Annotated in this window: 24 protein-coding genes; 15 read left to right on the top strand and 9 right to left on the bottom strand. The window is 69.8% G+C overall.

Annotation, left to right across the window (positions count from 1 at the left end):
• The first annotated feature begins 13 nt into the window (after positions 1-13).
• From nusA to truB, 7 genes are all read left to right on the top strand, one after another.
• Complete coding sequence (gene nusA / locus AB0K12_RS31580; RefSeq protein ID WP_364569636.1) at positions 14-1,006, top strand: transcription termination factor NusA; 993 nt, start codon at positions 14-16, stop codon at positions 1,004-1,006.
• On the top strand, positions 990-1,301 hold the full coding sequence (locus AB0K12_RS31575) for a YlxR family protein (RefSeq protein WP_364569258.1): 312 nt from the start codon (positions 990-992) through the stop codon (positions 1,299-1,301). Before nusA ends, AB0K12_RS31575 begins: the two co-directional genes overlap by 17 nt.
• A 112-nt stretch (positions 1,302-1,413) precedes the next feature.
• On the top strand, positions 1,414-4,515 hold the full coding sequence (gene infB / locus AB0K12_RS31570) for a translation initiation factor IF-2 (protein ID WP_364569256.1): 3,102 nt from the start codon (positions 1,414-1,416) through the stop codon (positions 4,513-4,515).
• A gap of 120 nt (positions 4,516-4,635) precedes the next feature.
• Positions 4,636-4,932 carry a DUF503 domain-containing protein gene (locus AB0K12_RS31565; RefSeq protein ID WP_345398649.1) on the top strand — a complete coding sequence of 99 codons (297 nt, stop codon included), beginning with the start codon at positions 4,636-4,638 and terminating at the stop codon, positions 4,930-4,932.
• Positions 4,933-4,971: 39 nt separating this feature from the next.
• Positions 4,972-5,469, top strand: coding sequence for a 30S ribosome-binding factor RbfA (gene rbfA, locus AB0K12_RS31560; protein ID WP_364383058.1), 498 nt, complete (start codon positions 4,972-4,974; stop codon positions 5,467-5,469).
• Positions 5,466-6,506, top strand: coding sequence for a DHH family phosphoesterase (locus tag AB0K12_RS31555; protein WP_364569252.1), 1,041 nt, complete (start codon positions 5,466-5,468; stop codon positions 6,504-6,506). The genes rbfA and AB0K12_RS31555 overlap by 4 nt, the downstream gene beginning before the upstream one ends.
• The gene (gene truB / locus AB0K12_RS31550) at positions 6,507-7,382 is read left to right on the top strand and encodes a tRNA pseudouridine(55) synthase TruB (protein ID WP_364569250.1); all 876 of its coding nucleotides are present in this window, start codon (positions 6,507-6,509) and stop codon (positions 7,380-7,382) included.
• A 6-nt stretch (positions 7,383-7,388) separates the two neighbouring features.
• On the opposite strand, the gene AB0K12_RS31545 is transcribed toward truB, so the two are convergent.
• Positions 7,389-8,408 (bottom strand): SAM-dependent methyltransferase, encoded by a 1,020-nt coding sequence (locus tag AB0K12_RS31545; protein ID WP_364569247.1) that lies wholly within the window; start codon positions 8,406-8,408, stop codon positions 7,389-7,391.
• Between the two features lie 82 nt (positions 8,409-8,490).
• Between AB0K12_RS31545 and AB0K12_RS31540 the strand changes: the two genes are divergently transcribed.
• From AB0K12_RS31540 to AB0K12_RS31515, 6 genes are all read left to right on the top strand, one after another.
• The gene (locus AB0K12_RS31540) at positions 8,491-9,417 is read left to right on the top strand and encodes a bifunctional riboflavin kinase/FAD synthetase (RefSeq protein WP_364569244.1); all 927 of its coding nucleotides are present in this window, start codon (positions 8,491-8,493) and stop codon (positions 9,415-9,417) included.
• A 181-nt stretch (positions 9,418-9,598) separates the two neighbouring features.
• Positions 9,599-9,868, top strand: coding sequence for a 30S ribosomal protein S15 (rpsO, locus tag AB0K12_RS31535; RefSeq protein WP_345398667.1), 270 nt, complete (start codon positions 9,599-9,601; stop codon positions 9,866-9,868).
• A gap of 295 nt (positions 9,869-10,163) precedes the next feature.
• Positions 10,164-12,497: a polyribonucleotide nucleotidyltransferase gene (locus tag AB0K12_RS31530; protein WP_364569239.1), complete on the top strand. Its 2,334-nt coding sequence runs from the start codon at positions 10,164-10,166 to the stop codon at positions 12,495-12,497.
• Entirely contained in the window at positions 12,494-13,804 is a 1,311-nt protein-coding gene (locus AB0K12_RS31525; RefSeq protein ID WP_364569236.1) for a pitrilysin family protein, read from the top strand. Before AB0K12_RS31530 ends, AB0K12_RS31525 begins: the two co-directional genes overlap by 4 nt.
• A 61-nt stretch (positions 13,805-13,865) precedes the next feature.
• The gene (gene dapB, locus AB0K12_RS31520; RefSeq protein WP_364569233.1) at positions 13,866-14,603 is read left to right on the top strand and encodes a 4-hydroxy-tetrahydrodipicolinate reductase; all 738 of its coding nucleotides are present in this window, start codon (positions 13,866-13,868) and stop codon (positions 14,601-14,603) included.
• Positions 14,604-14,749: 146 nt separating this feature from the next.
• On the top strand, positions 14,750-15,229 hold the full coding sequence (locus AB0K12_RS31515) for a GNAT family N-acetyltransferase (RefSeq protein WP_364569230.1): 480 nt from the start codon (positions 14,750-14,752) through the stop codon (positions 15,227-15,229).
• A 68-nt stretch (positions 15,230-15,297) separates the two neighbouring features.
• Here AB0K12_RS31515 and AB0K12_RS31510 read toward each other — a convergent pair whose 3' ends face one another.
• From AB0K12_RS31510 to AB0K12_RS31490, 5 genes are all read right to left on the bottom strand, one after another.
• Complete coding sequence (locus tag AB0K12_RS31510) at positions 15,298-16,011, bottom strand: GAF and ANTAR domain-containing protein (RefSeq protein WP_364569227.1); 714 nt, start codon at positions 16,009-16,011, stop codon at positions 15,298-15,300.
• A gap of 44 nt (positions 16,012-16,055) precedes the next feature.
• Positions 16,056-17,054 (bottom strand): adenosine deaminase, encoded by a 999-nt coding sequence (locus AB0K12_RS31505; protein WP_364569224.1) that lies wholly within the window; start codon positions 17,052-17,054, stop codon positions 16,056-16,058.
• Between the two features lie 21 nt (positions 17,055-17,075).
• Positions 17,076-17,951, bottom strand: a complete 876-nt coding sequence (locus tag AB0K12_RS31500) for a 1,4-dihydroxy-2-naphthoate polyprenyltransferase (protein WP_364569221.1) — start codon at positions 17,949-17,951, stop codon at positions 17,076-17,078.
• A gap of 16 nt (positions 17,952-17,967) precedes the next feature.
• On the bottom strand, positions 17,968-18,456 hold the full coding sequence (locus tag AB0K12_RS31495; protein WP_364569218.1) for a GNAT family N-acetyltransferase: 489 nt from the start codon (positions 18,454-18,456) through the stop codon (positions 17,968-17,970).
• A gap of 164 nt (positions 18,457-18,620) precedes the next feature.
• Positions 18,621-19,136, bottom strand: a complete 516-nt coding sequence (locus AB0K12_RS31490) for a CGNR zinc finger domain-containing protein (protein WP_364569215.1) — start codon at positions 19,134-19,136, stop codon at positions 18,621-18,623.
• Positions 19,137-19,244: 108 nt separating this feature from the next.
• Here AB0K12_RS31490 and AB0K12_RS31485 point away from each other — a divergent pair, with 108 nt between their 5' ends.
• Both AB0K12_RS31485 and AB0K12_RS31480 read left to right on the top strand, forming a co-directional pair.
• Complete coding sequence (locus AB0K12_RS31485; RefSeq protein WP_364569212.1) at positions 19,245-20,267, top strand: hypothetical protein; 1,023 nt, start codon at positions 19,245-19,247, stop codon at positions 20,265-20,267.
• Between the two features lie 22 nt (positions 20,268-20,289).
• Positions 20,290-20,670, top strand: a complete 381-nt coding sequence (locus AB0K12_RS31480; protein ID WP_364569209.1) for an ASCH domain-containing protein — start codon at positions 20,290-20,292, stop codon at positions 20,668-20,670.
• 503 nt (positions 20,671-21,173) lie between these two features.
• Here the strand turns inward: AB0K12_RS31480 and AB0K12_RS31475 are convergent.
• The 3 genes from AB0K12_RS31475 to radC all read right to left on the bottom strand — a co-directional run bounded on the left by AB0K12_RS31475 (position 21,174) and on the right by radC (position 24,124).
• Positions 21,174-21,665, bottom strand: coding sequence for a winged helix-turn-helix domain-containing protein (locus AB0K12_RS31475; RefSeq protein WP_364569206.1), 492 nt, complete (start codon positions 21,663-21,665; stop codon positions 21,174-21,176).
• Between the two features lie 40 nt (positions 21,666-21,705).
• Positions 21,706-22,194 carry a GntR family transcriptional regulator gene (locus AB0K12_RS31470; RefSeq protein ID WP_364569203.1) on the bottom strand — a complete coding sequence of 163 codons (489 nt, stop codon included), beginning with the start codon at positions 22,192-22,194 and terminating at the stop codon, positions 21,706-21,708.
• Positions 22,195-23,467: 1,273 nt separating this feature from the next.
• Positions 23,468-24,124, bottom strand: a complete 657-nt coding sequence (gene radC, locus AB0K12_RS31465) for a DNA repair protein RadC (protein ID WP_364569200.1) — start codon at positions 24,122-24,124, stop codon at positions 23,468-23,470.
• Between the last annotated feature and the right edge of the window lie 464 nt (positions 24,125-24,588).

Here is a 24,588-nt window from a genome sequence, read left to right as displayed (position 1 = left end):
CGTGGACATCGACATGAGCGTCCTGCGCAGCCTTGAGCGGGAGAAGGACATCTCCTTCGACCTGGTCGTCAAGGCGATCGAGGACGCGCTGCTCATCGCGTACTTCCGCACCGACGGCGCCGCCGCCAGGGCGCGGGCGGAGCTCGACAGAGCCAGCGGCCACGTCACGATCTGGGCGGCGGAGCTCGGCGAGGACGGCGAGGTCGTCAGGGAGTACGACGACACTCCTTCCAACTTCAGCCGCATCGCCGCCACCACCGCCAAGCAGGTCATCCTGCAGCAGCTGCGCGACGCCGAAGACGAGATCAACTTCGGCGAGTTCGCCAGCCGCGAGGGCGAGCTGGTCTCCGGCGTCATCCAGCAGGGCAAGGACCCGCGCGTGGTGCTGGTCGACCTCGGCAAGATCGAGGCCGTGCTACCGCACGCCGAGCAGGTGCCCGGCGAGGAATACGTGCACGGCGAGCGCATCCGCGCCTACGTGGTGCAGGTGAAGAAGGGCCACAAGGGCCCCTCGGTCACGCTGTCGCGCACCCACCCGGGGCTGGTGAAGAAGTTGTTCGCCCTCGAGGTGCCGGAGATCGCCGACGGCACCGTCGAGATCGCGGCGGTGGCGCGCGAGGCGGGCCACCGTACGAAGATCGCCGTCAGGTCGCGCAAGCCCGGCGTCAACGCCAAGGGCGCGTGCATCGGCCCCATGGGCTCACGCGTCCGCAACGTGATGACCGAGCTGCACGGCGAGAAGATCGACATCATCGACTGGTCGGAAGATCCGGGCGAGTTCGTCGGGAATGCCCTGTCGCCGGCCCGTGTTTCCCACGTTGAGGTTCTCGACCTTGACGGGCGGGTGGCGCGGGTCACCGTGCCTGACTACCAGCTCTCGCTGGCCATCGGGAAAGAGGGGCAGAATGCCCGGCTCGCCGCCCGGCTCACGGGCTGGCGGATCGACATCAGGCCCGACACCCAAGCCGAGGATGCCGCCGGTTCCGTAGATGCGTCAACACGGTAAGCTGGAATATGGTGGCCAAGCGGTTCCACAGCGCACCTGTGTGGGCTGCAGGGTTCGCACGGCTAAGTCCGAGCTGCTCCGCCTGGTGCTGGTCGAGGATCATGTGGTCCCTGACCTGCAAGGACGGCTCCCTGGTCGCGGTGCATCGCTGCATCCGTCCTTGAGCTGTCTGGAGCTCGCCGAGCGGCGCCGAGCGTTCCCGCGCGCGTTCCGCGTGCCGGGGCCGCTTGACGTGTCGCCCGTGCGGGCGCACTTGGAGGGAGACCACGAAATGTCATGTAGGACGCCGAGTTGATGGGCGGAGTCAGATTGCTATGAGCGCCTGATGAGCACGCGGCGATGAAGACGTCAAGGTAGCGACGGTCCGGACGGCATAGCCAGCCTCCCGGGCCGAGTAAGGGAGTGCAGTGGCGAAGGTCCGGGTATACGAGCTCGCTAAGGAGTTCGGCGTAGAGAGCAAGGTCGTCATGGCCAAGCTCCAAGAGATGGGAGAGTTCGTCCGTTCGGCGTCCTCGACCATCGAGGCGCCGGTGGTCCGCAGGCTCACCGAAGCGCTGGGGGCATCCAAGGGTGGCCCCTCTCGTGGCGGCGGTCAGCCGTCCAACAAGCCGCAGCCGCCAAGGGCTGCGCCCCGGCCGGCGGACAGCCAGGCCGGTAACGGCGCCGGGCAGGCGCCTGTTCCCGCTCCGCCGCGTCCCGGGCCCAAGCCCGGCCCGCGGCCAGGTCCCGCGGCCGGTCCCAGTGGTGGACAGGGCGGCGGGCAGGGCGGTCAGGGCGGCGGTCAGCCGCGCCCGCCGGTGCCCATGCCCCACCAGCAGCCGCAGCAGCCTGAGGCGGCTCGCGGCGAGACCTCTGGGGCTCCTCAGGCACGTTTCGAGAGCGGCGCGCCCGCTCGTCCCACGCCTGGCCCGCGTCCGGGCCCCGGCGCCCGTCCCGGGCCCAAGCCGGGTCCGCGTCCTGGCCCCGGCGGTGGCGGCGGCTCCGCGCAGGCGCCGCGTCCCGGCGCGCCCTCCGGGGGCGGTCCCCGTCCCGGTTCCGGCCCCAAGCCGGGTCCGCGCGGCCCGCGTCCCGGTAACAACCCGTTCTCGTCCAACGCCAGCGGCATGGGTCAGTCCAGGCCGCCGCGCCAGGGTGGCAACCGTGACGGTGGCGGCCCCGGTCAGCGTGAGCGTCGCGACGGTCCGCCGCGCGACGGCGCGATGCCGCGTCCACCGCAGGGCCGTGGCGGCGACAGGCCGACGCCAGGCCCGCGTCCCGGCCCGCCGCCCGGCGGTCCGCGTCCCGGTCCCGGCGCCGGTGCGGGCGGTCCTCGTCCTGGTGGCCCGCGTCCCAACCCGATGATGATGCCCCAGGGCCGTCCCGCCGGTCCCGGCGGTGGCGGCGGTCGTCCCGGCGGTGGCGGCGGCGGTCGTCCCGGCGGTGGCGGCGGTGGCCGTCCCGGCGGTGGCGGCGGTCGTCCCGGCGGTGGCGGCGGCGGCTTCGCCGGTCGCCCGGGTGGCGGCGGCACCGGTCAGCGCACGGGCGCTCCCGGCGGCGGCTTCGGCGGTCGCCCGGGTGGCGGCGGCCGTGGTCGTGGCGGCGGCACCGCGGGAGCCTTCGGGCGTCCCGGCGGCCGTCCCGCGCGTGGCCGCAAGTCCAAGCGCCAGAGGCGCCAGGAGTTCGACAACATGTCGGCGCCGGCGATCGGCGGCGTGCAGGTCGCTCGCGGCAACGGCGCGACGATCCGCCTGCCGCGCGGTGCGTCGCTGTCCGACTTCGCCGACCGCATCGGGGCCAACCCCGCCTCGCTCGTGCAGATCATGCTGCACCTCGGCGAGATGGTGACCGCGACGCAGTCGGTCAACGAGGAGACGCTGCAGCTGCTCGGAGCCGAGCTGGACTACAACATCCAGGTCGTCAGCCCCGAGGAGGAGGACCGCGAGCTGCTCGAGGCCTTCGACATCGAGTTCGGCGAGGACGAGGGCGACGAGGGCGACCTGGCCGCGCGCCCGCCGGTGGTGACCGTCATGGGTCACGTCGACCACGGTAAGACCAAGCTGCTCGACGCCATCCGCAAGACCAACGTGGTGGCGCGCGAGGCGGGTGGCATCACCCAGCACATCGGCGCTTACCAGGTGTCCACCACGCATGAGGGCGAAGACCGCAAGGTCACCTTCATCGACACCCCGGGTCACGAGGCGTTCACCGCCATGCGTGCCCGAGGCGCGAAGTCGACCGACATCGCGGTGCTGGTGGTCGCGGCCGACGACGGCGTCAAGCCGCAGACGATCGAGGCGCTCAACCACGCCCAGGCCGCCGAGGTCCCGGTCGTGGTCGCGGTCAACAAGGTCGACAAGGAGGGCGCCGACCCCAACAAGGTCAGGGCCCAGCTCACCGAATACGGCCTGGTGGCCGAGGAATACGGTGGCTCGACCCTGTTCGTCGACATCTCGGCGAAGAACGGCACCGGCATCGACAACCTCCTCGAGGCCATCCTGCTGACCGCCGACGCCGAGCTCGACCTGCGCGCCAATCCGACGATGGACGCTCAGGGCATCGCGATCGAGGCCCACCTCGACAAGGGCCGCGGCCCCGTCGCGACCGTCCTGGTCCAGCGCGGCACGCTGCGCGTCGGCGACTCCATCGTGTGCGGCGAGGCCTTCGGCCGCGTCCGCGCGATGCTCGACGACAACGGCGACCAGGTCGAGGAGGCCACGCCGTCGCGTCCCGTCCTCGTGATGGGTCTGACGGCCGTGCCGAGCGCCGGTGACAACTTCATCGTGGTCACCGACGACCGGATGGCCCGGCAGATCGCCCAGCAGCGCGCGGCGCGCAAGCGCAGCGCCGACATGGCGAAGTCGAGCCGGCGCCGCACCCTCGAAGAGCTGTTCAGCGACCTCGAGAAGGGCCGCGTCGACGAGCTCAAGCTCATCATCAAGGGTGACGTGTCCGGTTCGGTGGAGGCCCTGGAAGACGCCCTGCTCAAGATCGACGTCGGCGACGAGGTCAGGCTTCGAGTCCTGCACCGCGCGGTCGGCGCCATCACCGAGTACGACGTCAACCTGGCCGTCGCCGACGACAACGCGGTCATCATCGGCTTCAACGTCCGCCCCGAGCCTCGGGCGCGCGACCTGGCCGAGCGCGAGGGCGTCGACATCCGCTACTACTCGGTCATCTACCAGGCGATCGAGGAGATCGAAGCGGCGCTCAAGGGCATGCTCAAGCCCGAGTTCGAAGAGGTCCAGATGGGCTCGGCGGAGGTCCGCGAGGTCTTCAAGGTGCCGCGGATCGGCAACATCGCCGGTGCTCTGGTCCGCTCCGGCGTGATCGTCCGCAACAGCAAGGCCAGGGTCATCCGCGACGGCGTCGTCATCGCGGACAACCTGACCGTCTCGTCCCTGCGTCGCTTCAAGGATGACGCGACCGAGGTCCGCGAGGGCTTCGAGTGCGGCATCGGTGTCGGCTACAACGACATCAGGATCGACGACGTGATCGAGACGTTCGAGATGCGGGAGAAGCCGCGCGTGTGACGCGCGGCCGGGCGCCCGGCGGGACATCCGCCGGGCGCCTCTCGCACGCCCTGGCCTGGTCCCCACCGCAGCAGGCCGGTCGTGCGCTGACCACACAAGGCCAAGCGGTGGTTACCAGTGATGTATGTGGGTGCCCTGACCCTGGACATCCTGCTCGGCGACGTCAGGTCGCTGAAGCAGAAGCGCTCTGTCGTCCGTCCGCTCATCGCCGAGCTGCAGCGCCGTTACCCCAGCATCGCGGTGGCTGAGACCGGTCATCTCGACCTGCACCGCAGAGCGGAGGTCGGCGTTGCGGTGGTTTCCGCTTCCGCGGGTAACTGCAAGGAGCTGCTGGACGCCTGCGAACGCATGGTGGCCTTCCGCCCCGAGATCGAGCTGCTGTCGGCCCGGCAGCGGCTCTACACCGACGAAGATTGAACGACTGCACGGCCAGGTCGTGCGTGAGGGGGAGCGAACATGGTGGATGCCGCACGAGCGCGCAAGCTCGCCGACCGCATCCAGCAGATCGTCGCCGAGATGCTGGAGCGTCGGATCAAGGATCCGCGTCTGGGCTTCGTGACCGTGACCGACACGCGCGTCACCGCCGACCTGCGCGACGCGACGGTGTTCTACACGGTGTTCGGCTCCGACGCCGAGCGGGCCGACAGCGCCGCGGCTCTCGAGAGCGCCAAGGGCATCATCCGCTCCGAGGTGGGCCGCCAGACCGGGGTCCGGTTCGCGCCGACGCTGACGTTCAAGCACGACCCGCTGCCCGACAGCGCGCGTCACCTCGACGACCTGATCAGCGCCGCCCGCGCGCGGGACGCCGAGGTGGCCAAGCAGGCCCAGACCGCCTCCTACGCCGGCGAGGCCGACCCCTACCGCAAGCCCGACGACGAGGACTTCGACACCGACGCCGAGACGGGCGCTGAGGCCGGCTCGCAGAGCCTGAGCGGCAGGGACGACCAGGCGTGACGCCCGACGTGCGCGACAGGGCAGAGCGTCCGCCTCGCGTCGAGCGGCGTCCTTCCGAGGACTGTCCCATCCCCGAGGAGTCGTGGGACCGCGCGCTGCGGCTGATCGGGCAGGCCGACGAGGTCGCGCTGGCCTGCCACGTGACGCCCGACGGCGACGCGCTCGGCTCGATGCTGGCGGTCGCGTTCGTGCTGCGCTCGATGGGCAAGCGGGTGGTCGCCTCGTTCGGCGACCGCCACTTCGCGGTGCCGCGGCTGCTGCGCTTCCTGCCCGGCCAGGAGATGCTGGTGCCGCCGGACGACTACCCGGCCGCGCCCGACCTGATGATCGTCTTCGACTGCTCGACGTTCGAGCGGGTCGGGCTGCTCGGCGCCAACGCCGCCTCGGCTCGCGAGGTGATCGTGGTCGACCACCACCCGTCCAACTCGGGGTTCGGCTCGCTCGACCTCATCGACGCCAAGGCCGCGGCCACCGCCATGCTCGCCGAGCAGCTCGTCTACCGGCTCGGCGGGCGGCTCGACCGCGACATCGCCACCTGCCTGTACGCCGGCCTCGTCACCGACACCGGCTCCTTCCGCTACTCCTCGACCACGCCCGCCGTGCACCAGATGGCGGCCAGGCTGGTCGCCACCGGGCTGCGGGTCGACGAGATCGCCCGCGAGCTGTGGGACCGTTCCCCGTTCGGCTACCTCAAGGTGCTGGGCGACGCGCTGGAGCGGGTGGCGCTGGAGGACGGCATGGTCTGGACGTACGTGACCCGGGTCGACCGGGCCGCGTACGCGCTGCCGTACTCCGAGCTCGAAGGCATCATCGACATCGTCCGCCGCACCGACGAGGCGCAGGTCGCCGTCGTGCTCAAGGAGGACGACTACGGCGACTGGCAGGTGTCCACCCGGTCCAAGGGCACCGTCGACGTCGCGGCGGTGTGCGCGGCGCTCGGCGGCGGGGGCCATCACAACGCGGCCGGGTTCACCTCCTACGACACCGTCGAGGAGACCATGACGAAGTTCCGTCGCGAGCTGCGGAAGGTTACCTGAATGGCCGAGAGCGGTCTGATCATCGTCGACAAGCCGGGCGAGTGGACCTCCCACGACGTGGTGGCCAAGATGCGGCGCATCGCCGGCACCCGCCGGGTGGGGCACGCGGGCACGCTCGACCCGATGGCGACGGGCGTGCTGGTGATCGGTGTGGAGAAGGCGACCAGGCTGCTCGGTCACCTGATGCTGACCGAGAAGGAATACCGCGCCACGATCCGGCTCGGCGTGAGCACCAACACCGACGACGCCGAGGGCGAGGTCACCGCCACCACGTCGGCCGCCGGGGTGGGCGACGGCGAGATCCGCAAGGGCGTCGAAGCGCTCACCGGCGCCATCATGCAGGTTCCGCCGCAGGTCAGCGCCATCAAGGTGAACGGCCAGCGGGCCTACAAGAAGGCGCGGGCGGGCGAGGAGGTCGAGCTGGCGGCCAGGCCCGTCACGGTGAGCTCGTTCGAGGTGCTCGACATCCGGCCGGCCGGTGACGTCATTGACGTCGACGCCGTCGTGGTCTGTTCGAGCGGCACCTACATCCGCTCGCTGGCCCGCGACCTCGGCGCCGCGCTCGGCGGGGTCGGCGGGCACCTGACGGCGCTGCGCCGCACCCGGGTGGGGCCGTACGACCTGTCGCTCGCCAAGACCATCGAGCAGCTCACCGAGGAGTGCGTGGTGCTGCCCATCGGCGAGGCCGTCGCCGTGGCCTTCCCGCGCCGCGACGTCACCGCCGAGGAGGCCCGCGTCGTCGCCCACGGCGGGCGGCTGCCGGCCGCCGGGCTCGGCCCTGGCCCGATCGGCGTGTTCGGGCCTGAAGGTGAGCTGCTGGCGCTGGTGGAGGAGCAGGGCCGCACCGCGCGGCCCCTGGCGGTCTTCGCCGGCTGACCCGCGTCAGCCCGGCTTGCGGGCCACGATGATGTCGCGGACGATCGCCTGGTCCACCCAGTGCTCGAAGTCGGGGTAGTCCATCACCTCGAGGCCCGCCCCGGTCAGGATGCGGGCCAGCTCGTCGCTCTTGCCGCCGTAGGTGTTCCAGGCGATGCCCATCGCCCCTCCGGGCCGCAGCAGCTCGGCCCAGACCGGCACCGCCCGGCCCAGCAGCTCCAGCGGGCTGCGCGACAGGCCCGCGCCGCCCTTGCTGCCGTGCTGCACGCCGTAGGGGGCGTCGGTGGCCAGCACGTCGAACGAGCGCGGCTTGAAGAACTCGCGGCTCTTGAGCGTGTCGGCGTTGACCACGGTCAGGCGCTGCACGTCGCCGGCCTTGAACGCCTCCTTCGACAGCCCGAAGGCGACGTTGAGCCGCCGCCCGACGAGAGCACGGTCGCGGCGCACCGGCACGGTCTCGGCGGTGTGCTTGAGCCGCTTGTTGCGCAGCCACGTCTTGATGAAGCCGGCGTAGGCCTCGAAGTCCTTGCCGTCGACGTCGAGGCCGTAGGCGTCGTAGCCGTACATGAGGGCCTGGTTGAGCGTGGTGCCGCGGCCGCACATCGGGTCGAACACCGCGAGCCCGTCGCCCAGCCCCTTGTCGCTCGCCAGCGCCGTGACGTTGAGCAGCAGCTTGGTGAAGTGCTCGTTGGTCTTGCCGGCGTATTTCTGGATGGTGAGCAGGTCGCTGCTGAGCCGGTCGCGCGGCCGCATGGCGAGCGGCCTGAGCAGGTCACCCTCGACGCCGAAGACGGCGTAGACGGACGACAGGTCGGACAGCAGCCGGACGTCGCCGTCGGACAGCGGCCCGGCGGTGTCGAACGTCACGTAGGGGACGCCGCCGATGCGGGTCTCCTCGCTGGCCAGCACCTCGCCCTCAAGGGCGCGCGCGCTGAAGACGGCCAGCTCGTTGCGGGTGAGGCGGACGGAGCTCTCTCCGTAGACCCGGTTGAAGGCAGGCAGGATCAGGAGCGCGTAGCGAGGCATGATGCCCGATGATAGCCGCCTCGATTGGAGGGAATGCCGCGCCGCGTGGCACGCTTGTACGGGTTGTTCCGGGGACGAGTGAATGGGGCCTGGCGTGCAGGGTTCGGAAAGGTCTGTGGTGACCGTCGGCGTGTACGACGGGGTCCACCTCGGGCACCAGCGGGTGGTCGGGCGGGCCGTCGCCGTCGCCGGGGAGCGGGGCCTGCGCAGCGTGGCGGTCACGTTCGAGCCGCATCCCGACGAGGTGGTCCGCCCCGGCTCGCACCCTCATCGGCTGACCAGCGCGCGGCGGCGGGCCGAGCTGCTGGCCGGGCTGGGCGTGGACACCATCGACACCGTGGAGTTCTCCTTCGGGCTGTCGCAGTGGACGCCGGCCGAGTTCGCCCAGAAGGTGCTCGCCGAGCGGCTGCGGGCGGCGGTCGTGGTGGTGGGCGCCGACTTCACGTTCGGCCAGGACGCCGCCGGTGACGTCGAGACCCTGCGCACGCTGGGCGACAAATACGACTTCGAGGTCGAGTCCGTGCCCCGGCTCGACGACATCTCCTCGACCTCCATCCGCGAGCGGCTCACCGCCGGCGACGTGGCGGGCGCGGCGGCCGAGCTGGGCCGCCCCCACCGGGTCGAAGGCGTCGTCGTACGCGGCTACCAGCGCGGCCGCCAGCTCGGCTTCCCCACGGCCAACGTCGAGACCCCGCAGTACACCGCGATCCCGGCCGACGGCGTCTACGCGGGCTGGCTGCAGTGCGTCCCGGTGGCCAACCTGCCCGCGCTCTACGACGGCGAGCGCTGGCCCGCGGCCATCTCGGTCGGCACCAACCCGACGTTCGAGGGGGTGCCGCGCACGGTGGAGGCGTACGCGCTGGACCGCGACGACCTCGAGCTGTACGGCGCGCACGTCGCGGTGGAGTTCGCCGCCCGGCTGCGCGGAAACACCCGCTTCGACTCGATCGAGGCGCTCATCACCCAGATCCACGCCGACGTGGAGGACACGCGACGCCTGACGAGCTAGCCGGTCTCGGCTCGGACACGACCGCCCCGTGCACCGGACACGGGGTGGTAACCTTGCATGTCGGCTCTATACCGGCGGCGCTGCGCGCTGCCCATGACGGCCTTCACGCGGCGACTGTAGGCACGCACGGTCGTTCGCGCTTCCATCTCATTCGCGCGTGTCCGTAGATCGAAGGAGAGCCGTGTCCCTCGACACCGCTGCCAAGAAGTCCATCATCGACGAGTACGCGACGACCGAGGGTGACACCGGGTCGCCCGAGGTGCAGATCGCGCTGCTCAGCAAGCGCATCAGCGAGCTGACCGAGCACCTCAAGACGCACAAGCACGACCACCACAGCCGTCGTGGTCTGCTGCTGCTCGTGGGTCGCCGGCGCCGCCTGCTGAAGTACCTGCAGAAGGTCGACATCCAGCGCTACCGTTCGCTCATCGAGCGGCTCGGTCTGCGCCGATAACATGACGAGGGAGCGGCCTGCGCGCCGCTCCCTCCTCATATGGGGTAGGACCCATCGCAGGGCGCGTGGCGGCGTGAAAACCGCCCCGCGCCTGGCGTACAACTGAAGATCCGAGACACACAGCCCCCGCGTCCGCTCAGCACCATGCGACCCGCGACGCCTGCGGGCCGGTCCTCGGTAGTGGCTTCCGGTAAGAACGCACTTGACCGGGCGCTTCGATCGAAGACCGGCGCTGCACCTAACGAGGGTGCCGGTGAGAAAAGGGCGCGGGTGACCGACCACAAGGAGGTCCCCCGTGGAGGGTGTCCACACTGCTGAAGCCGTCATAGACAACGGCTCATTCGGCACGCGTACGATCCGGTTCGAGACCGGTCGGCTCGCGCGCCAGGCGGCGGGTTCCGCCGTCGCCTATCTCGACAGCGACACGATGGTGCTCTCGGCGACGACCGCGTCCAAGACGGCGAAGGAGCAGTTCGACTTCTTCCCGCTGACGGTCGACGTCGAAGAGCGCATGTACGCCGCGGGCCGCATCCCCGGCTCGTTCTTCCGCCGCGAGGGCCGTCCCTCCGAGGACGCGATCCTCACCTGCCGGCTGATCGACCGGCCGCTGCGCCCGTCGTTCGTCAAGGGCCTGCGCAACGAGGTCCAGGTCGTCGCCACCGTCATGGCGCTCAACCCCGACCACCTCTACGACGTGGTCGCCATCAACGCCGCGTCGCTGTCCACCCAGCTCGCCGGGCTGCCCTTCTCGGGCCCCATCGGCGGTGTCCGGGTGGCGCTGATCGACGGCCAGTGGGTGGCCTTCCCGACCCACCACGAGCTTGAGCGGGCCACGTTCGACATGGTCGTGGCCGGGCGGGTGCTCGACGACGGCGACGTCGCGATCATGATGGTCGAGGCGGAGTCCACGAAGGACACGCTCAAGCTCGTCGCCGACGGCGCGGTCGCCCCGACCGAGGAGACCGTCGCGCAGGGCCTCGAGGCGGCCAAGCCGTTCATCAAGGTGCTGTGCGAGGCGCAGTCCCGCATCGCGCAGGTCGCCGCCAAGGAGACCGCCGAATACCCGATCTTCCTCGACTACCAGGACGACGTCTACACCGCCGTCGAGGCCGCGATCAAGACCGAGCTCGCCGCCGCGCTGACCATCGCCGGCAAGCAGGAGCGCGAGAACGAGCTGGAGAAGGTCAAGGCGCTGGCCGCCGAGAAGCTCCTGCCCGAGTTCGAGGGCCGCGAGAAGGAGATCTCCGCCGCGTTCCGCTCGGTGATGAAGAAGCTCATGCGCGAGCGCGTCATCAAGGAGGGCGTGCGCATCGACGGCCGCGGAACGAAGGACATCCGCGCGCTGTCGGCCGAGGTCCACGTGGTGCCCCGGGTGCACGGCTCGGCGCTGTTCGAGCGTGGCGAGACCCAGATCCTCGGCATCACGACGCTCAACATGCTGCGCATGGAGCAGGTCATCGACACGCTCAACCCCGAGCGGACCAAGCGCTACATGCACAACTACAACTTCCCGCCCTACTCCACCGGTGAGACCGGCCGGGTGGGCTCGCCCAAGCGCCGCGAGATCGGTCACGGCGCGCTGGCCGAGCGGGCGCTGATCCCGGTGCTGCCCACGCGTGAGGAGTTCCCCTACGCGATCAGGCAGGTGTCGGAGGCGCTCGGCTCCAACGGCTCGACCTCGATGGGCTCGGTCTGCGCCTCCACCATGGCGCTGCTCGACGCCGGTGTGCCGCTCAAGGAGATGGTCGCCGGCATCGCGATGGGCCTGATCGGCGAGGGCGACACCTACGTCACGCTGACCGACATCCTGGGCGCCGAAGACGCCATGGGCGACATGGACTTCAAGGTCGCCGGCACCAAGGACGTCATCACCGCCCTGCAGCTCGACACCAAGCTCGACGGCATCCCCGCGAGCGTCCTCGCCGGCGCGCTCAAGCAGGCCAAGGGCGCCCGCCTGGCGATCCTCGACGTGATGCAGGAGGCGATCGACTCCCCGGCGGAGATGAACCCGACCGCGCCGCGCATCATCACCATCAAGGTCCCGGTCGACAAGATCGGCGAGGTCATCGGCCCCAAGGGCAAGATGATCAACCAGATCCAGGACGACACCGGCGCCGAGATCACCATCGAGGACGACGGCACGATCTACATCGGCGCCACCGACGGGCCGTCCGCCGAGGCCGCCCGTTCGGCGATCAACGCCATCGCCAACCCGCACATGCCCGAGGTGGGCGAGCGCTACCTGGGCACGGTCGTCAAGATCGCCGCCTTCGGCGCGTTCATCTCGCTCATGCCGGGCAAGGACGGCCTGCTCCACGTCTCCCAGATCCGCAAGCTGCACGGCGGCAAGCGCATCGAGAACGTCGAGGACGTCATGGCCGTCGGCGAGAAGATCCAGGTCGAGATCGCCGAGATCGACGGCCGCGGCAAGCTCTCGCTGGTGCCGGTCGAGGTCATCGAGAAGGAGGCCGCCGAGAAGGAGGCCAAGGCCGCTGACGGCGGTGCTCCCGAGCAGTCCGAGGCGCCCGCCGCCCCGGCCGCCGACGACAAGTCAGAGCGCCCGCGCCGCACCCGCACCCGCGTGCGCAGCTCCCGCAGCTCCTCCGAGGGAGACGACCGGAACTCGTGACCACGACCACGCTGCACCCCGGCAAGGACGGAGCCGGGGTGGTAAGGCGCACCGTCCTCCCGGGTGGGCTGCGCGTGGTGACCGAGACCATGCCGACCGTGCGGAGCGTCGCGGTCGGCATGTGGGTCGGCATCGGCTCGCGCGACGAGGCTCCCGAGCACATGGGGGCCACCCACTTCCTTGAGCACCTGCTGTTCAAGGGCACTCCGACGCGCGACGCCATGGAGATCTCCGCCTCCATCGAGGGCATCGGCGGTGAGATCAACGCCTTCACCGCCAAGGAGTACACCTGCTACTACGCGCGGGTCCTCGACGAGGACCTGCCGGTCGCGGTCGACGTGCTCGCCGACGTGGTGACCAGCTCGCTGGTGACCGAGGACGACGTCGAGTCCGAGCGTGGCGTGATCCTCGAAGAGATCGCCATGCACGACGACGACCCCTCCGACGTGGTGCACGAGCAGTTCGCCGCCACCCTCTACGGCGACTCGCCGATCGGCCGGCCCATCCTGGGCACGGTCGACTCCATCAACGCGCTCGGGCGCGAGCGCATCGCCGAGTACTACCACCGCTTCTACCTGCCGCGCCGCACCGTCGTGTCGGTGGCGGGCAACGTCAGGCACGAAGAGGTCGTCGAGCTGGTCGCCAGGGCCTACGAGCGGGCGGGGGCGCTGAGCGGCCCCGCCGAGTTCGAGCCGCCGCGCACCAGCGGCCCCGGCGCCGCGACGCGGTCCGGCGTCGCGGTCCTCGACCGGCCCACCGAGCAGGCCAACCTGGTGCTCGGCACGACCGGCCTGTCCCGCACCGACGACCGCAGGTTCGCGCTCGGCGTGCTCAACGCGGCGCTCGGCGGCGGCATGTCGTCGCGGCTCTTCCAGGAGATCAGGGAGAAGCGCGGCCTGGCCTACTCCGCCTACAGCTACACCTCGGCCTACGCCGACACCGGCCAGTTCGGCATCTACGTGGGCTGCCTGCCCTCGAAGATCGACGACGTGCTGAAGATCTGCCGCGACGAGGTGTCCAGGGTGGTGGCCGAAGGGCTCACCGCCGACGAGATCATGCGCGGCAAGGGCCAGATGCGCGGCGGGCTCGTGCTCGGCCTGGAGGACACCGGCTCGCGCATGTCCCGCATCGGCAAGAACGAGCTGGTCTACGACGAGCTCATGTCGGTGGACGAGGTGCTCGCGCGCATCGAGTCCGTCACCCCCGACGAGATCACCGAGGTCGCCGCCGACGTGCTCAACCGGCCGCTCACGCTGGCCGTCATCGGCCCGTACGGCGACAAGGACTTCAGCGACGCGATCCGCTGAGACGCGCGCCGCCGCCCCCCGGTCCGGCATCGGCGGGGCGGCGGCACGATAGGCTCGCCCTGTGATCAGGGTAGGTGTGCTGGGCGCCCAGGGACGTGTGGGCGTCGAGGTGTGCAAGGCGGTCGAGGCGGCAGCCGACATGGAGCTGGTGGCCGCGCTCGACAAGGACGACTCCATCGAAGGGCTCGCCGGCGCCGAGGTGGTGGTCGACTTCACCCATCCCGACGTGGTGATGGGCAACCTCGAATGGGCGATCGGCCACGGCGTCCACCCGGTGGTGGGCACCACCGGCTTCGATGAGGGGCGGCTCGAGACCGTGCGGGGCTGGCTGGCCGCCAACCCCGGCACCAACTGCCTCATCGCCCCCAACTTCGGCATCGCGGCCGTGCTCATGATGCACTTCGCGCAGCAGGCCGCCCGCTACTTCGAGTCGGCCGAGATCGTCGAGCTGCACCACCCCAACAAGGCCGACGCGCCGTCCGGCACGGCCAGGCGCACCGCTGAGCTGATCTCCGAGGCGCGTTCCAAGGCCGGGCTCGGGTCGATGCCCGACGCCACCAGCACCGCGCTCGACGGCGCCCGCGGGGCCGACGTCGGCGGCGTCCACGTCCACGCCGTGCGCCTGTCGGGGCTCATCGCCCACCAGGAGGTGCTGCTCGGCGGCGACGGCGAGACGCTGACGATCCGCCACGACACCATGAGCCGGGCCGCGTTCACCCCCGGCGTGCTGCTCGGCGTGCGGCGGGTGCGCGAGCTGCCCGGCCTCACGGTGGGCCTGGAGCGGCTGCTCGACCTCTAGCCAGGTGCACACGACGTGCCCACGCCTCGCACACGCGGACGTGGGCACGTCGTGAGGAGAGGGTCCCGGCTCCGCACAGCCGGGCCTACGATCTTCAACCCTAATATGAGCGGCGAGCTACGCTCCGAACATGAGATCGTGTCGCCATGGTGCGATGGGCCGAGGCGGATGAGCTGGCCGGATTGGTGCCGATCGAGCTGGCCGCCGACCGGCTGTTCGAGCAGGTGGGCATCGTGTTCCCGCCGGGCACGACGATGATCGAAGAGGTCGCCGACCCGCACGCGGTGCTGGTCGAGGGGGCCCCGCCCGACGGGTTCGCGCTCATCGGCGAGGTCGACGGGTGCGTGCATCTCGACCAGCTCGCCGTACGTCCCGAGCGTATGCGCCAGGGCGTCGGCGGGCGGCTCGTCGCGGCGGTGATCGACCACGCGCGGGCCTGCGGGGCGCCCGGCGTGACGCTGACGACGTTCAGGGACGTGCCGTGGAACGGCCCCTGGTACGCCCGCCACGGCTTCTCCGTGCTGCCCGAGAGCGCGTGGGGGCCCGAGCTGCGGGCGCTGGTCGCGCACGAGCGGGAGCTGGGCATCGAGCTCGCGCCACGCGTCGTGATGCGGTGCTTGGTGTGATGCGGTGCTTGGTGTGATGCGGTGCTTGGTGTGAGGCGGTGCTTGGTGTGAGGCGCCGCGCCGTCTGGTCAGCCTGATGTCTTCTGTGGGGGTTCTTCGAAGCGGGAGCGGCGGGCCGGCTCGCCACTCACCTTCTCCACGATCGCGGCGGCGATCTGGTGCACCTTGACGTTGCGGTCCTGCGAGATCTGCCGTAACAGCTCGAACGCCTGCCGCGCGGTGCACCGGCGCTGCGCCATGACGATGCCGAGCGCCTGGTCGATCACCCCGCGCGTGGTCAGCGCCTCCTTGAGCTGCCCCGCCACCTCCCGCATGCGGGCCACGTCGAGCGCCGCACGGAACAGCACCCCCACGTGCGCCGCCGTCACCCGCATCGCCGTCCACGTCTCGTCGGCGAACCCGCCGGGACGGCTCGCGTAGAGCGTCAGCACGCCGAGCAGCACACCCGCCGACTCCAGCGGCTCGCAGTGCACCCCGCGCACCTGCCCGGCCGCCGCCGAGAAGCGCGGCCAGCGCGACTCGGCCCGCAGATCGTCGGACGTCACGGGACCGCCGTCCCTGATCACGTCGAGCACCGGCCCCTGCCCCGTGGCCCGCTGCAGGCCGTCGAGCAGCTCGGCGACACCGTCGGAGCAGGCCACCGTGGGGATCTCGCCGTCGCGGCACAGCACGATGCTCAGCATGGGCGAGTCGGGCATCGCCCGCCCCGCGATGGCGACGCACTCGGCGAGTGCCTGCTCGAACTCCGCGATGTCGGTGGGCACGCCGGCCCGTTCGGCCATGATCCCTCGCACTCGTCGGCGGTGCTCGGTGACCTAAGGCTAGCTCACGAGAGGTAGGCGTCCACCTCGGCGAGGTAGGCGTCCTTGAGGTGGCGGGGCAGCCAGGTGATCTCGAACGCGTTGCGCTGCAGCCCGGCCAGCTCCTCACGGGTGAGCTGGAGCGCCTCGTGCAGGGCCAGGAGGTTCTCCGTCACGTACGCAGCGAAATACGCCGGATCGTCGGAGTTGATCGTCACGCGCACCCCGAGGTCCATCAGCTTGCGGATGCCCTCGGCCTTCATCGAGTCCGTCACGTAGCCGTTGGAGACCGGGCAGCACGTCAGCCCCATGCCCCTGGCCAGCACCTTCTCGACCAGCCGCTGGTCCTCCAGGATGTTGACGCCGTGGTCGATGCGGTCGACCCCGATGTCCTCGATCGCCTGCCTGATGTGCTCGGCCGCGTCGTCCTGGTCGACGTCGCAGTGCATGGTCAGCAGGTAGCCCTCCTGCCTGGCTCGCTCATAGACGGCCGCGAACTTGCGCGGCGGGTTGCCCTTCTCGTCGGAGTCGAGGCCCACGCCGGCGATCCACTCCTTGTACGGCAGCGACTCCAGCAGCGTCGCCATCGCGTACTCGGCCTGGAAGTCGCGCAGGAAGCACATGATGAGCTGGGCCCGCAGCCCGAGCTGCGCGTACGCGTCGAGCAGCGCCCTGCGCAGCCCCCTGATCACCACGTCGAACGGCACACCGCGCGAGGTGTGCGCCTGCGGGTCGAAGAAGATCTCCGCGTAGCGGACGTTCTGGCTCGCCGCCTTGCGCAGGTAGGCCATGGCCAGGTCGTAGAAGTCGGGCTCGGTGCGCAGCACCCGCATGCCCTCGTAGTAGATCGTCAGGAACGACGGCAGGCTGTCGAAGGTGTAGGCCGCCCGCATCTCCTCGACCGACGCGTACGGCAGCTCCAGGCCGTTACGCCTGGCCAGCTCGAACTTCAGCTCGGGCTCCAGCGTGCCCTCGATGTGCAGGTGCAGTTCGCACTTCGGCAGACCGGCGATGAAATCCTTCACCGTCCCACCCTAGAAGACGCCTCAGAAGACGAGGGCCAGCCCCACCGCGAAGAGGGCCCCGTACGCCATCTGCAGCTTGCCCGTCTGCTGCAGCACGGTGATGAGCGCGGGGCCCACCGCTTTGCCCATCACCGCCCTGACCGGCAGCACCGCCAGCGGCGCGCTCAGCAGCACCAGCGCCGCCCACGGCGTGAACGGCACCATCGTCAGCGCCACGAAGTAGGGGATGACCTGGCAGGCGACGTAGAGGGCACGGGTGCGTTCGGCGCCCAGCCGTACGGCGAGCGTGCGCTTGCCCGACTCGCCGTCGGTGTCGACGTCGCGCAGGTTGTTGACCACCAGCATCGAGCACGACAGCAGGCCCACCGGGATCGACGCGATCAGCGCCGCCCAGCTCAGCTGCTCCGTCTGCACGTACGCCGTGCCGACCACCGGCACGATGCCGAAGAACACGAACACGGCCAGCTCGCCGAGGCCGCGGTAGCCGTACGGGCGCTTGCCTCCGGTGTAGAACCAGGCGGCCGCGATCGCCACCGCGCCCACCAGCAGCACCCACCACGCCTGCGTCACCAGCACCAGCGCGAGCCCCAGCACGGCTGCCACGGCGAAAGAGCCGAGCGCCGCCGCCAGCACCTGCCTGGGCGGCGCCACCCGCGAGCCGACCAGCCGCATCGGGCCGACGCGCTGGTCGTCGGTGCCGCGGATGCCGTCGCTGTAGTCGTTGGCGTAGTTGACGCCGATCTGCAGGGCCAGCGCCACGAGCAGCGCCAGGACGGCCCGCCACCACACGAAGCCGCCCTCGCCGATCGCCACGCCGGTGCCCACCATGACGGGCACGATGGCGTTGGGCAGTGTGCGGGGACGGGCGCCGGCGATCCACTGGCCGGGGGTTGCCATCTTTGTCCTCAAACCTCTAGCTGATGTCGGTCCTGAGCCTGACCATCCTGATCGGGCGGCCCATGTCGAGGACGCGCTCTGCCATGTCCTCGCCCCAACCGGCCGACTCCAGGAAGCCGAGTACAGCGTAATTGTCGGCGAACACCCAGGTGACGATCTGCCGGAAGCCGTCTTCGCGCAGGTAGTCGACGGTGGCGTTGAGCAGGCGGCTGCCGTGACCCCGGCGTACGAAGTCGGGATCGACCAGCAGGGTCAGCATCTCGGCCGTCACGCTGGGATCGAGGTCGGGATCCTCGGCCGGCGCATGGGAGGCCAGACCCACCACGCGCTCACCACCACGAGGAGTGACCAGAGCGGCGCTGCCCCCCGCGCCGAGGGCGGGGAAGCCCTCGGTGTCGAGGATGGTCTCCACCGCGACCAGCACCCGGTGCATGGGGCTGGGCGGGGCGACGATCGCCTCGTCCCACTGGCGCAGCCACATCTTCTCCGCCGCCGCGCCGGTCATCTGCTCGAGTGGACCTTCCGGGAGGAAATCCCGATAGCCGTAGCGCCAGGCGCGGATCTGAGTATTCGCAACCTGGAGCACATCCTCGCGCCGGGCCGCCCGGACGCCTACGTCTGCCATCTCGGCCCGCTCCTTCGCCTGCCGTTCATGCCACAAGGCACGAGTTACACCGTATCGGTGTTTGACCCTTGAGGACGACGCGAACCCCGCTTCCTCGCCCGGTAAGCGCGTGTCTTGGTGCGGTTGCCGCAAACCCGCATGGAACACCACGAGCGGGAACGGTTCTTCGACGAGTCGATGAACGCCCACTGACAGGTTCCCTCCGCGCACACCTTGAGCCGGTCCCACGACGCCGTCACGGCCGCCGCGGCGATCCGCGCCAGCCCGCCCAGAACACCGCCCGCCACCGGCGCCAGCCCGGGACCCTCCTCCGGAGTCACCACCACCCGCAGGGGGAGCCCCGGCAGGTCGGCCGCCTCGCGCCTGAGCGCCGCCCGCAGGCCCTCACGCAACTCGTGCGCGGTCCGCAGGTCGTCGTCGGTCGCTCGGTCGTGGGGGCCGGCCAGGTCGCGCTCGCGCAGCCACAGGGCCAGCTCCGCCGGTGAGGACAGCTCGTCCGTCTGGGTTTCGACGTCGAAGGTGTTCACGAAGTCGCGTACGAGCTCCGTGGAGAACGGCATGCCGTCACTCTACTGCGCGCGCCCGCCCCCATGATCACCAGGTCTGGCGCGGCGTCCTTGCCATGCGTGACGCAGCAGTCGCAGGATGGGAGAGGAGGTGTCACAACCATGGCCGACCTCACGATCCCGGAAGGCGGCTTCTGGCCGGCGCCGGACATCCCGCAGCCCAACATCTACCCGATGGAGTGGCGGGTCGAGACCGAGAAGCTCGCCGCCATCTACGAGAAGTCCAAGCGCGTCGTCTGGAACCCCGCCGACCTGCCCTGGGACGCCCTCGACCCCGCCGCCTTCACCCGCGAGCAGCGGCTGGGCATCATGTACTGGTTCGCCGTGCTCGCCAACTTCGACGCCTCAGGGCCCGCCGTCTTCGCCCGCGCCACCATCCAGGCGTTCGAGAAGCACGAGGAGGACCCGGTCAGGAAGTGTTTCTTCTCGATCACCCGCGACGAGATGAACCACGAGGAGTGCTGCCAGCGCACCATCGCCCGCCTGTGGCCCGGCGGTCCCCTCGACTGGACGCCGTCCGACGACCTCGAAGCCGCCGCCCACAACAACATCGGCTGGCTCTACCACAACGGCGGCCGCTACTGGAACGGCTACACCGCCGCCGTCGGCCGATATTCGCTGCCGGTGCTGTTCACCAGCTTCATGATGGGCGAGATGGCCGCCTCGACGCTCTTCCGCGGCATGGCCTCCGGCACCCGGCACCCCGTCTTCGGCGAGATGTTCCAGCGCATCGGGCGCGATGAGTCCCGCCATCTCCAGATCTGCATGACCATCCTGGAGAACGAGTGGCCCGGCCTCACCGACGACACCCGGGGCCTGATCACCCGGCAGCTCAGAGCCGGGTTCGTCTTCCTCAGCATGATCCTCTGGGAGCCGCCCGAGGGGTTCTGGGAGCTGCCGCCGTACTTCCTGGCCAACCACCGCGTCCTCATCGACCACGCCAGGCAGGCGGGGCTGGGGGTGCTGTCGTACGAGGAGCAGGCCGAGAACTGGCGCCTGGCCATGGCCCGCGTCCGCGCCATCGTCGAACGCTGGGGCATCGCCTTTCCCGCCATCCCCGAACTCGACCTCGAAGGGGTGCAGGTGGACGTCGTCGATCCTGAGGACATCATCCCCGTCTTCTAGCATCGAGGTCATGTGGCCACGGATGGACGGACTGCGGGTCCTTGAGCTTGGTACGCCCGGCGAACTTCGTACCCGGTTGACCGACCTCGTGCTGTCCGGTCACAAGACCGCGACCGCCGGGCTCCTGACCCTCGACTACGAGGCTGAGGGGGAGGAGGTCGAGCACGTCGGTGAACGGCTCGCCCTCGTCGGCGATTCGGGGGAGCGCGTGGGGGAGATCGAGATCACCCGGGTCGAGGTGGTGCCGTTCGCTGAGGTGAGCTGGGAGTTCGCGAACGCCGAAGGCGAAGGCTACGCGTCCGTGGCTGAGTGGGGGGAGTCGCATGTGGGGTTCTGGCGCGCGTACGGCGTGGAGGTCACCGGCTCGACCCCCGTGGTCTGCCTCTGGTTCCGCCTACTCTGACCAGCCCTCCAGTCCTCACCGAACACACCCTGAAGGCCCTTAGAGCTCACCCCCACCCCCACCCCCATCAATCCCCTCACCACACCCCGCCCTGCGGCACACCGCCTCTCCCCGCCGTCTCGCCCTGCCACGCCGGCGTCCCGCTCCGTCGCCCGGCCCTGAGGCCCGCGCTACCGCTGGTCCCGGCGGATGCCCGCTCCGGCTCGGCTCTGCCCGCGCTTCCTCCCTCCGACCCGCCGCCCCGGGCCACCGCCCCGCGCTGCTGTTCAGCGCTTTTGCACGGCCCTACAGGGTGTTGCCTCTCCTCACCCGCCTCGCGTGATGCACAGTGCTGCGCTTGGCTCAGGCCCCGTGCTGTGCTTGGCTCAGGCCCATGCCTCGCCTGGCGCTGACACTAGGCGCCGCCCTACTCAGGTCAGCCGAGATTGGCGCCGCAACAGCCCGGCTCACCTGCCACATCACCAGCCCTTGACGCGGTGCTCCGGTGGTCGCGTCCCTGACCGTCACTGGCCGGTCGTGGTCGACGGCCATTGCTCCTCCGGGGAGACGTAAGTCCCACGGTGCGGAACGCTGTATACCCACCCCTCGTCGCGCAGCAGCGCAATAGCCCGCCGCACGGTCTCACGAGCGGCCTCGTACGACCGCACCAACGTGACTTCGCTGGGAATCTGCTGCCTGGCGGCCAGATCACCGGCCTTGATGCGCTCCCGAATCTCCCCGGCTATATGCCGATAAAGCGGCTTATCCCGCCCCACAGGCCGAAGTTCACCCGGCACGCTGACAAACGTCCCCTGACCTTGCCGAGTATGGACCAGTCCTTGATTACGCAGCACGCGAATGGCCCGGCGTGCAGTCGTACGCGCGACGTTGAACTCCCGCTGGATCCCCGCCTCGCTGATAACCACATCTCCAGGCGACAGTTCGGCGATGATGCGCGACCTGATGACCTCGCTGATCTGGAGATAAAGATACCTGTCGCCCTCGCGATTCAGCACACCCCAAGAATATCCAACGGCGAGGCAGCGGGAAGCCCAATCAAGAACCAGGACGTATGGGCCATTTCTCAGGGGTAGTCACGTAGCTGCCCCGATATGGCACAGTGACCACCCAGCCATATTCTCGCAGATACGCCACAGCCTGCCGTACGGTGACCTTCGCCACCCCATATCGCCGCATCAATGCCCGCTCCCCGGGAATGGCCCGGTTAGGCGCAATATCTCCACGCTCGATGCGCTCGACAATATCCGCAGAAATTCTCTGATAGATCGGCATATGTACGAACGTCCGAGGCGTCCCAGGCCGCCCGACGAACGTCCCTTCCCCACTGACCGTGAACACCAGTCCCCGCGCCCGCAACTCCCGCGCGACCCGCCGGGCGGTGGTCTGGGCGATGAGGTAGTCCTTCTGGAGCGCGGCCTCGCTGGGCACAGGCTCGCCGGCCTTGAGCTCGCCACGCTCGATCCGATCGCGAAGCAGGTCGGCAACCTGCACGTAGAGGGGAACACGACCCCCGCGATCCAGCACGCCGGGGATTCTACAATCGTCCTCAATCGGAACTTCCGTCCACCAAGGGCCGAAGCGGACGCCGCCCGTCGCTAAAGCGACGCCCCCTGCTTCGGCTAGTGGTTCGGTCGCCCGCGCCTCTGCCTCAGTCGGCGGTTTGGCTGCCTGTACCTCTGCCTCAGTCGGCGGTTCGGCTGCCCGCGCCTTTGCCTCGGTTGGCGGATCACCTGCGTGCGCCCGTGTCGGTCGGCGGTTCGGCAGCCGGGCACCCTTGCCCTGGTCCGCGATGCGTCTCCCCGCAACCCACGGAAGACGGGCGGTTGCGGCGCACCTGCCCGACGCCCAACGACAGCCGTCCAGATGCTGACGTCCGAGGGGCCGATGCTGCCGAGGTAGCAATCGCACAGTAGCGCGGCCACCGCACAAACCCCTGCGTAAGCAACGATTCACGGTGAGGGAGAATGACGGTGGCCGCGATCACTAGTGTGACTGTCGAATCGCACCGGCGCAGGAGATCCGCGAACCTGAAAGCAAAACATGTGGCGAGCGCCAAACCACGTAGCACGTACCGGAAGAATTACCACCGACAACACTGACAAGGCATTCGCGACATATTCGAGCCGGCAGCCGGCCTGCGGAGTGGGACGTATACCCACCAGCCAGGCACATGCGTACACATCATGATTACGCACAGACCGTGCGGAAAAATAAAGAAATGGTGACGGCCATCGCGATCCCCCGAAGACGCAGTTCGAAGGACATCGGAGCGCGATGGCCGCGAACAACAGTCTGCCCTCTGATCGCCTCCCGGTGAAGAGCTTTCCGACCGGTGGCTCCGACTTTCTGTTGCGAACCTTGTGGAGAGGGCCGATGGACGCAGCGTCACCGGACGGGGTCGCCACCCGCCCGGTGACAAGGGTGCAGTGGGTGCCTGGTACGCGCCATGGCCCAGCACTGTGCACCGGAGACCGCTGACTATGACACGCCCACAGCAGCCGTCGCCCACGCACCCCGCGTGTCCGCGCATGATCCCGGGCAACGCGCCTGCCCAGACCTCACTCATGAGGAACGGGCTTCACCCGGGATCACACGCAGGACCATGGACATGGCCCCGTGCGACTTCAAGGGGGCATGACGCCATGTCCACGGCGAGTATCGGCCGGCTGACGTCCATAACGGCCTACCCGCGCGATTAGATTCTCATGGTCATCCCTTGGAAAACTGCCGTTCGACGCTATATGCGGGATCATGCAGTTTGCGGAAACCTGCCTCCATCGTCCGATGGGAAATTGATTTATAGCGGAATGCGCCTCCAAGCCCCGCCTGAGATGATCACGTGGTCGAGAAGTCGCAATCCGACCGTGTCTGCCGCTTCGAGCAGCTGGGCCGTGGCCTCCAAATCTTCCGGACTCGGGTCGAGTGACCCGCCCGGATGGTTGTGAGCGAGCCCGAACACCGCGCCGCCCGCCGTCAGAACCTCCCTGATCACTTCGCGTATGGGCATGACCGTGTGATCGCTGCCGCCCTCGGTCAGCACCGCCCGCTTGAGCACCCGCCCACCGGTGTCGCACGCCACCATGACGAGCCGCTCCTGGGTGCGGTCGTGGAGCAGTGGCGCGCAGGCGTGGGCGAGGTCGGACGTGCTGGTGATGCGTTCGCGCTCAGGCCACGCCTCCGCTCGGCGTACGAGATGAAAGGCCGCCGTCACCCGCGCCGCCTTGGCAGGCCCGATCCCGGGCAACGTGATTAACCGGTGCGGATCCGAACGGCTGAGCCCATCGAGATCCCCACAGTGCTCGATCACCTGGCTGGCCAGGTCGAGCGCGCTGGCTCCCCGAAACCCGGAGCCGAGCAGCACGGCCAGCAACTCACGATCGGCCAGCGCGGCGGCCCCACTGGCCATGAGCCGTTCGCGCGGCCGATCACCCTTGGACAGGTCTTTGACTCGCATCGACAACCTCCGCCCCCGTTCTATCAACGCCCACCGACAATCCCTGACCTGCGCAAACGCCCCAATCCCGACCATCAGCAGCTTCCCACCTCACCCACCTAAACTCCGTCCTCCAGGCCGCCGTGGACACCCCCTGCCTGGGGCGCATCCCACTGATCGGGCCCTTCAAGGGACCCATGATCCAAAGGACTCGGCGTCGCTTGAGAACCCGCAGCAGAGAGTCGTGGTCCGCATAAACGGGGACGCGCACGAGGGCGCGCGGCCCAAGGGCTTGGGGCCTGAGGGCAGGGAGACCGGGCGGTCGGCGTGCGAGGACGTCCGGGGTGCGAGGACACCGGAGGGTGGGGGCGCGCGAACGTGAGGGAGATGTGAGAAGACGCGGGGACCGAGCGCCTTCCGACGGCGGGCGCACATCGCACCCCGCGCGCCGTGCCCCGCGCGCCGTGCCCCGCGCGCCGTGCCCC

This window comes from Nonomuraea sp. NPDC049419 (assembly GCF_040676995.1).
Taxonomy (GTDB): domain Bacteria; phylum Actinomycetota; class Actinomycetes; order Streptosporangiales; family Streptosporangiaceae; genus Nonomuraea; species Nonomuraea salmonea.
The sequence above is the reverse complement of the archived record's forward strand: the minus strand, read 5'-3'. Positions and strand labels throughout refer to the sequence as shown.

What these genes read in the sequence shown, in the direction of transcription:
- nusA (WP_364569636.1), top strand. Translation starts at nt 14, where the DNA reads ATGAGCGTCCTGCGCAGCCTTGAGCGGGAGAAGGACATCTCCTTCGAC.
- AB0K12_RS31565 (WP_345398649.1), top strand. Translation starts at nt 4,636, where the DNA reads ATGTATGTGGGTGCCCTGACCCTGGACATCCTGCTCGGCGACGTCAGG.
- AB0K12_RS31545 (WP_364569247.1), bottom strand. Translation starts at nt 8,408, where the DNA reads ATGCCTCGCTACGCGCTCCTGATCCTGCCTGCCTTCAACCGGGTCTAC.
- radC (WP_364569200.1), bottom strand. Translation starts at nt 24,124, where the DNA reads ATGCGAGTCAAAGACCTGTCCAAGGGTGATCGGCCGCGCGAACGGCTC.
- AB0K12_RS31500 (WP_364569221.1), bottom strand. Translation starts at nt 17,951, where the DNA reads ATGGCAACCCCCGGCCAGTGGATCGCCGGCGCCCGTCCCCGCACACTG.
- AB0K12_RS31495 (WP_364569218.1), bottom strand. Translation starts at nt 18,456, where the DNA reads ATGACCGGCGCGGCGGCGGAGAAGATGTGGCTGCGCCAGTGGGACGAG.
- AB0K12_RS31490 (WP_364569215.1), bottom strand. Translation starts at nt 19,136, where the DNA reads ATGCCGTTCTCCACGGAGCTCGTACGCGACTTCGTGAACACCTTCGAC.
- AB0K12_RS31540 (WP_364569244.1), top strand. Translation starts at nt 8,491, where the DNA reads ATGGGGCCTGGCGTGCAGGGTTCGGAAAGGTCTGTGGTGACCGTCGGC.
- rbfA (WP_364383058.1), top strand. Translation starts at nt 4,972, where the DNA reads ATGGTGGATGCCGCACGAGCGCGCAAGCTCGCCGACCGCATCCAGCAG.
- AB0K12_RS31510 (WP_364569227.1), bottom strand. Translation starts at nt 16,011, where the DNA reads ATGGCCGAACGGGCCGGCGTGCCCACCGACATCGCGGAGTTCGAGCAG.
- truB (WP_364569250.1), top strand. Translation starts at nt 6,507, where the DNA reads ATGGCCGAGAGCGGTCTGATCATCGTCGACAAGCCGGGCGAGTGGACC.
- AB0K12_RS31485 (WP_364569212.1), top strand. Translation starts at nt 19,245, where the DNA reads ATGGCCGACCTCACGATCCCGGAAGGCGGCTTCTGGCCGGCGCCGGAC.
- AB0K12_RS31515 (WP_364569230.1), top strand. Translation starts at nt 14,750, where the DNA reads ATGGTGCGATGGGCCGAGGCGGATGAGCTGGCCGGATTGGTGCCGATC.
- AB0K12_RS31575 (WP_364569258.1), top strand. Translation starts at nt 990, where the DNA reads ATGCGTCAACACGGTAAGCTGGAATATGGTGGCCAAGCGGTTCCACAG.
- AB0K12_RS31480 (WP_364569209.1), top strand. Translation starts at nt 20,290, where the DNA reads ATGGACGGACTGCGGGTCCTTGAGCTTGGTACGCCCGGCGAACTTCGT.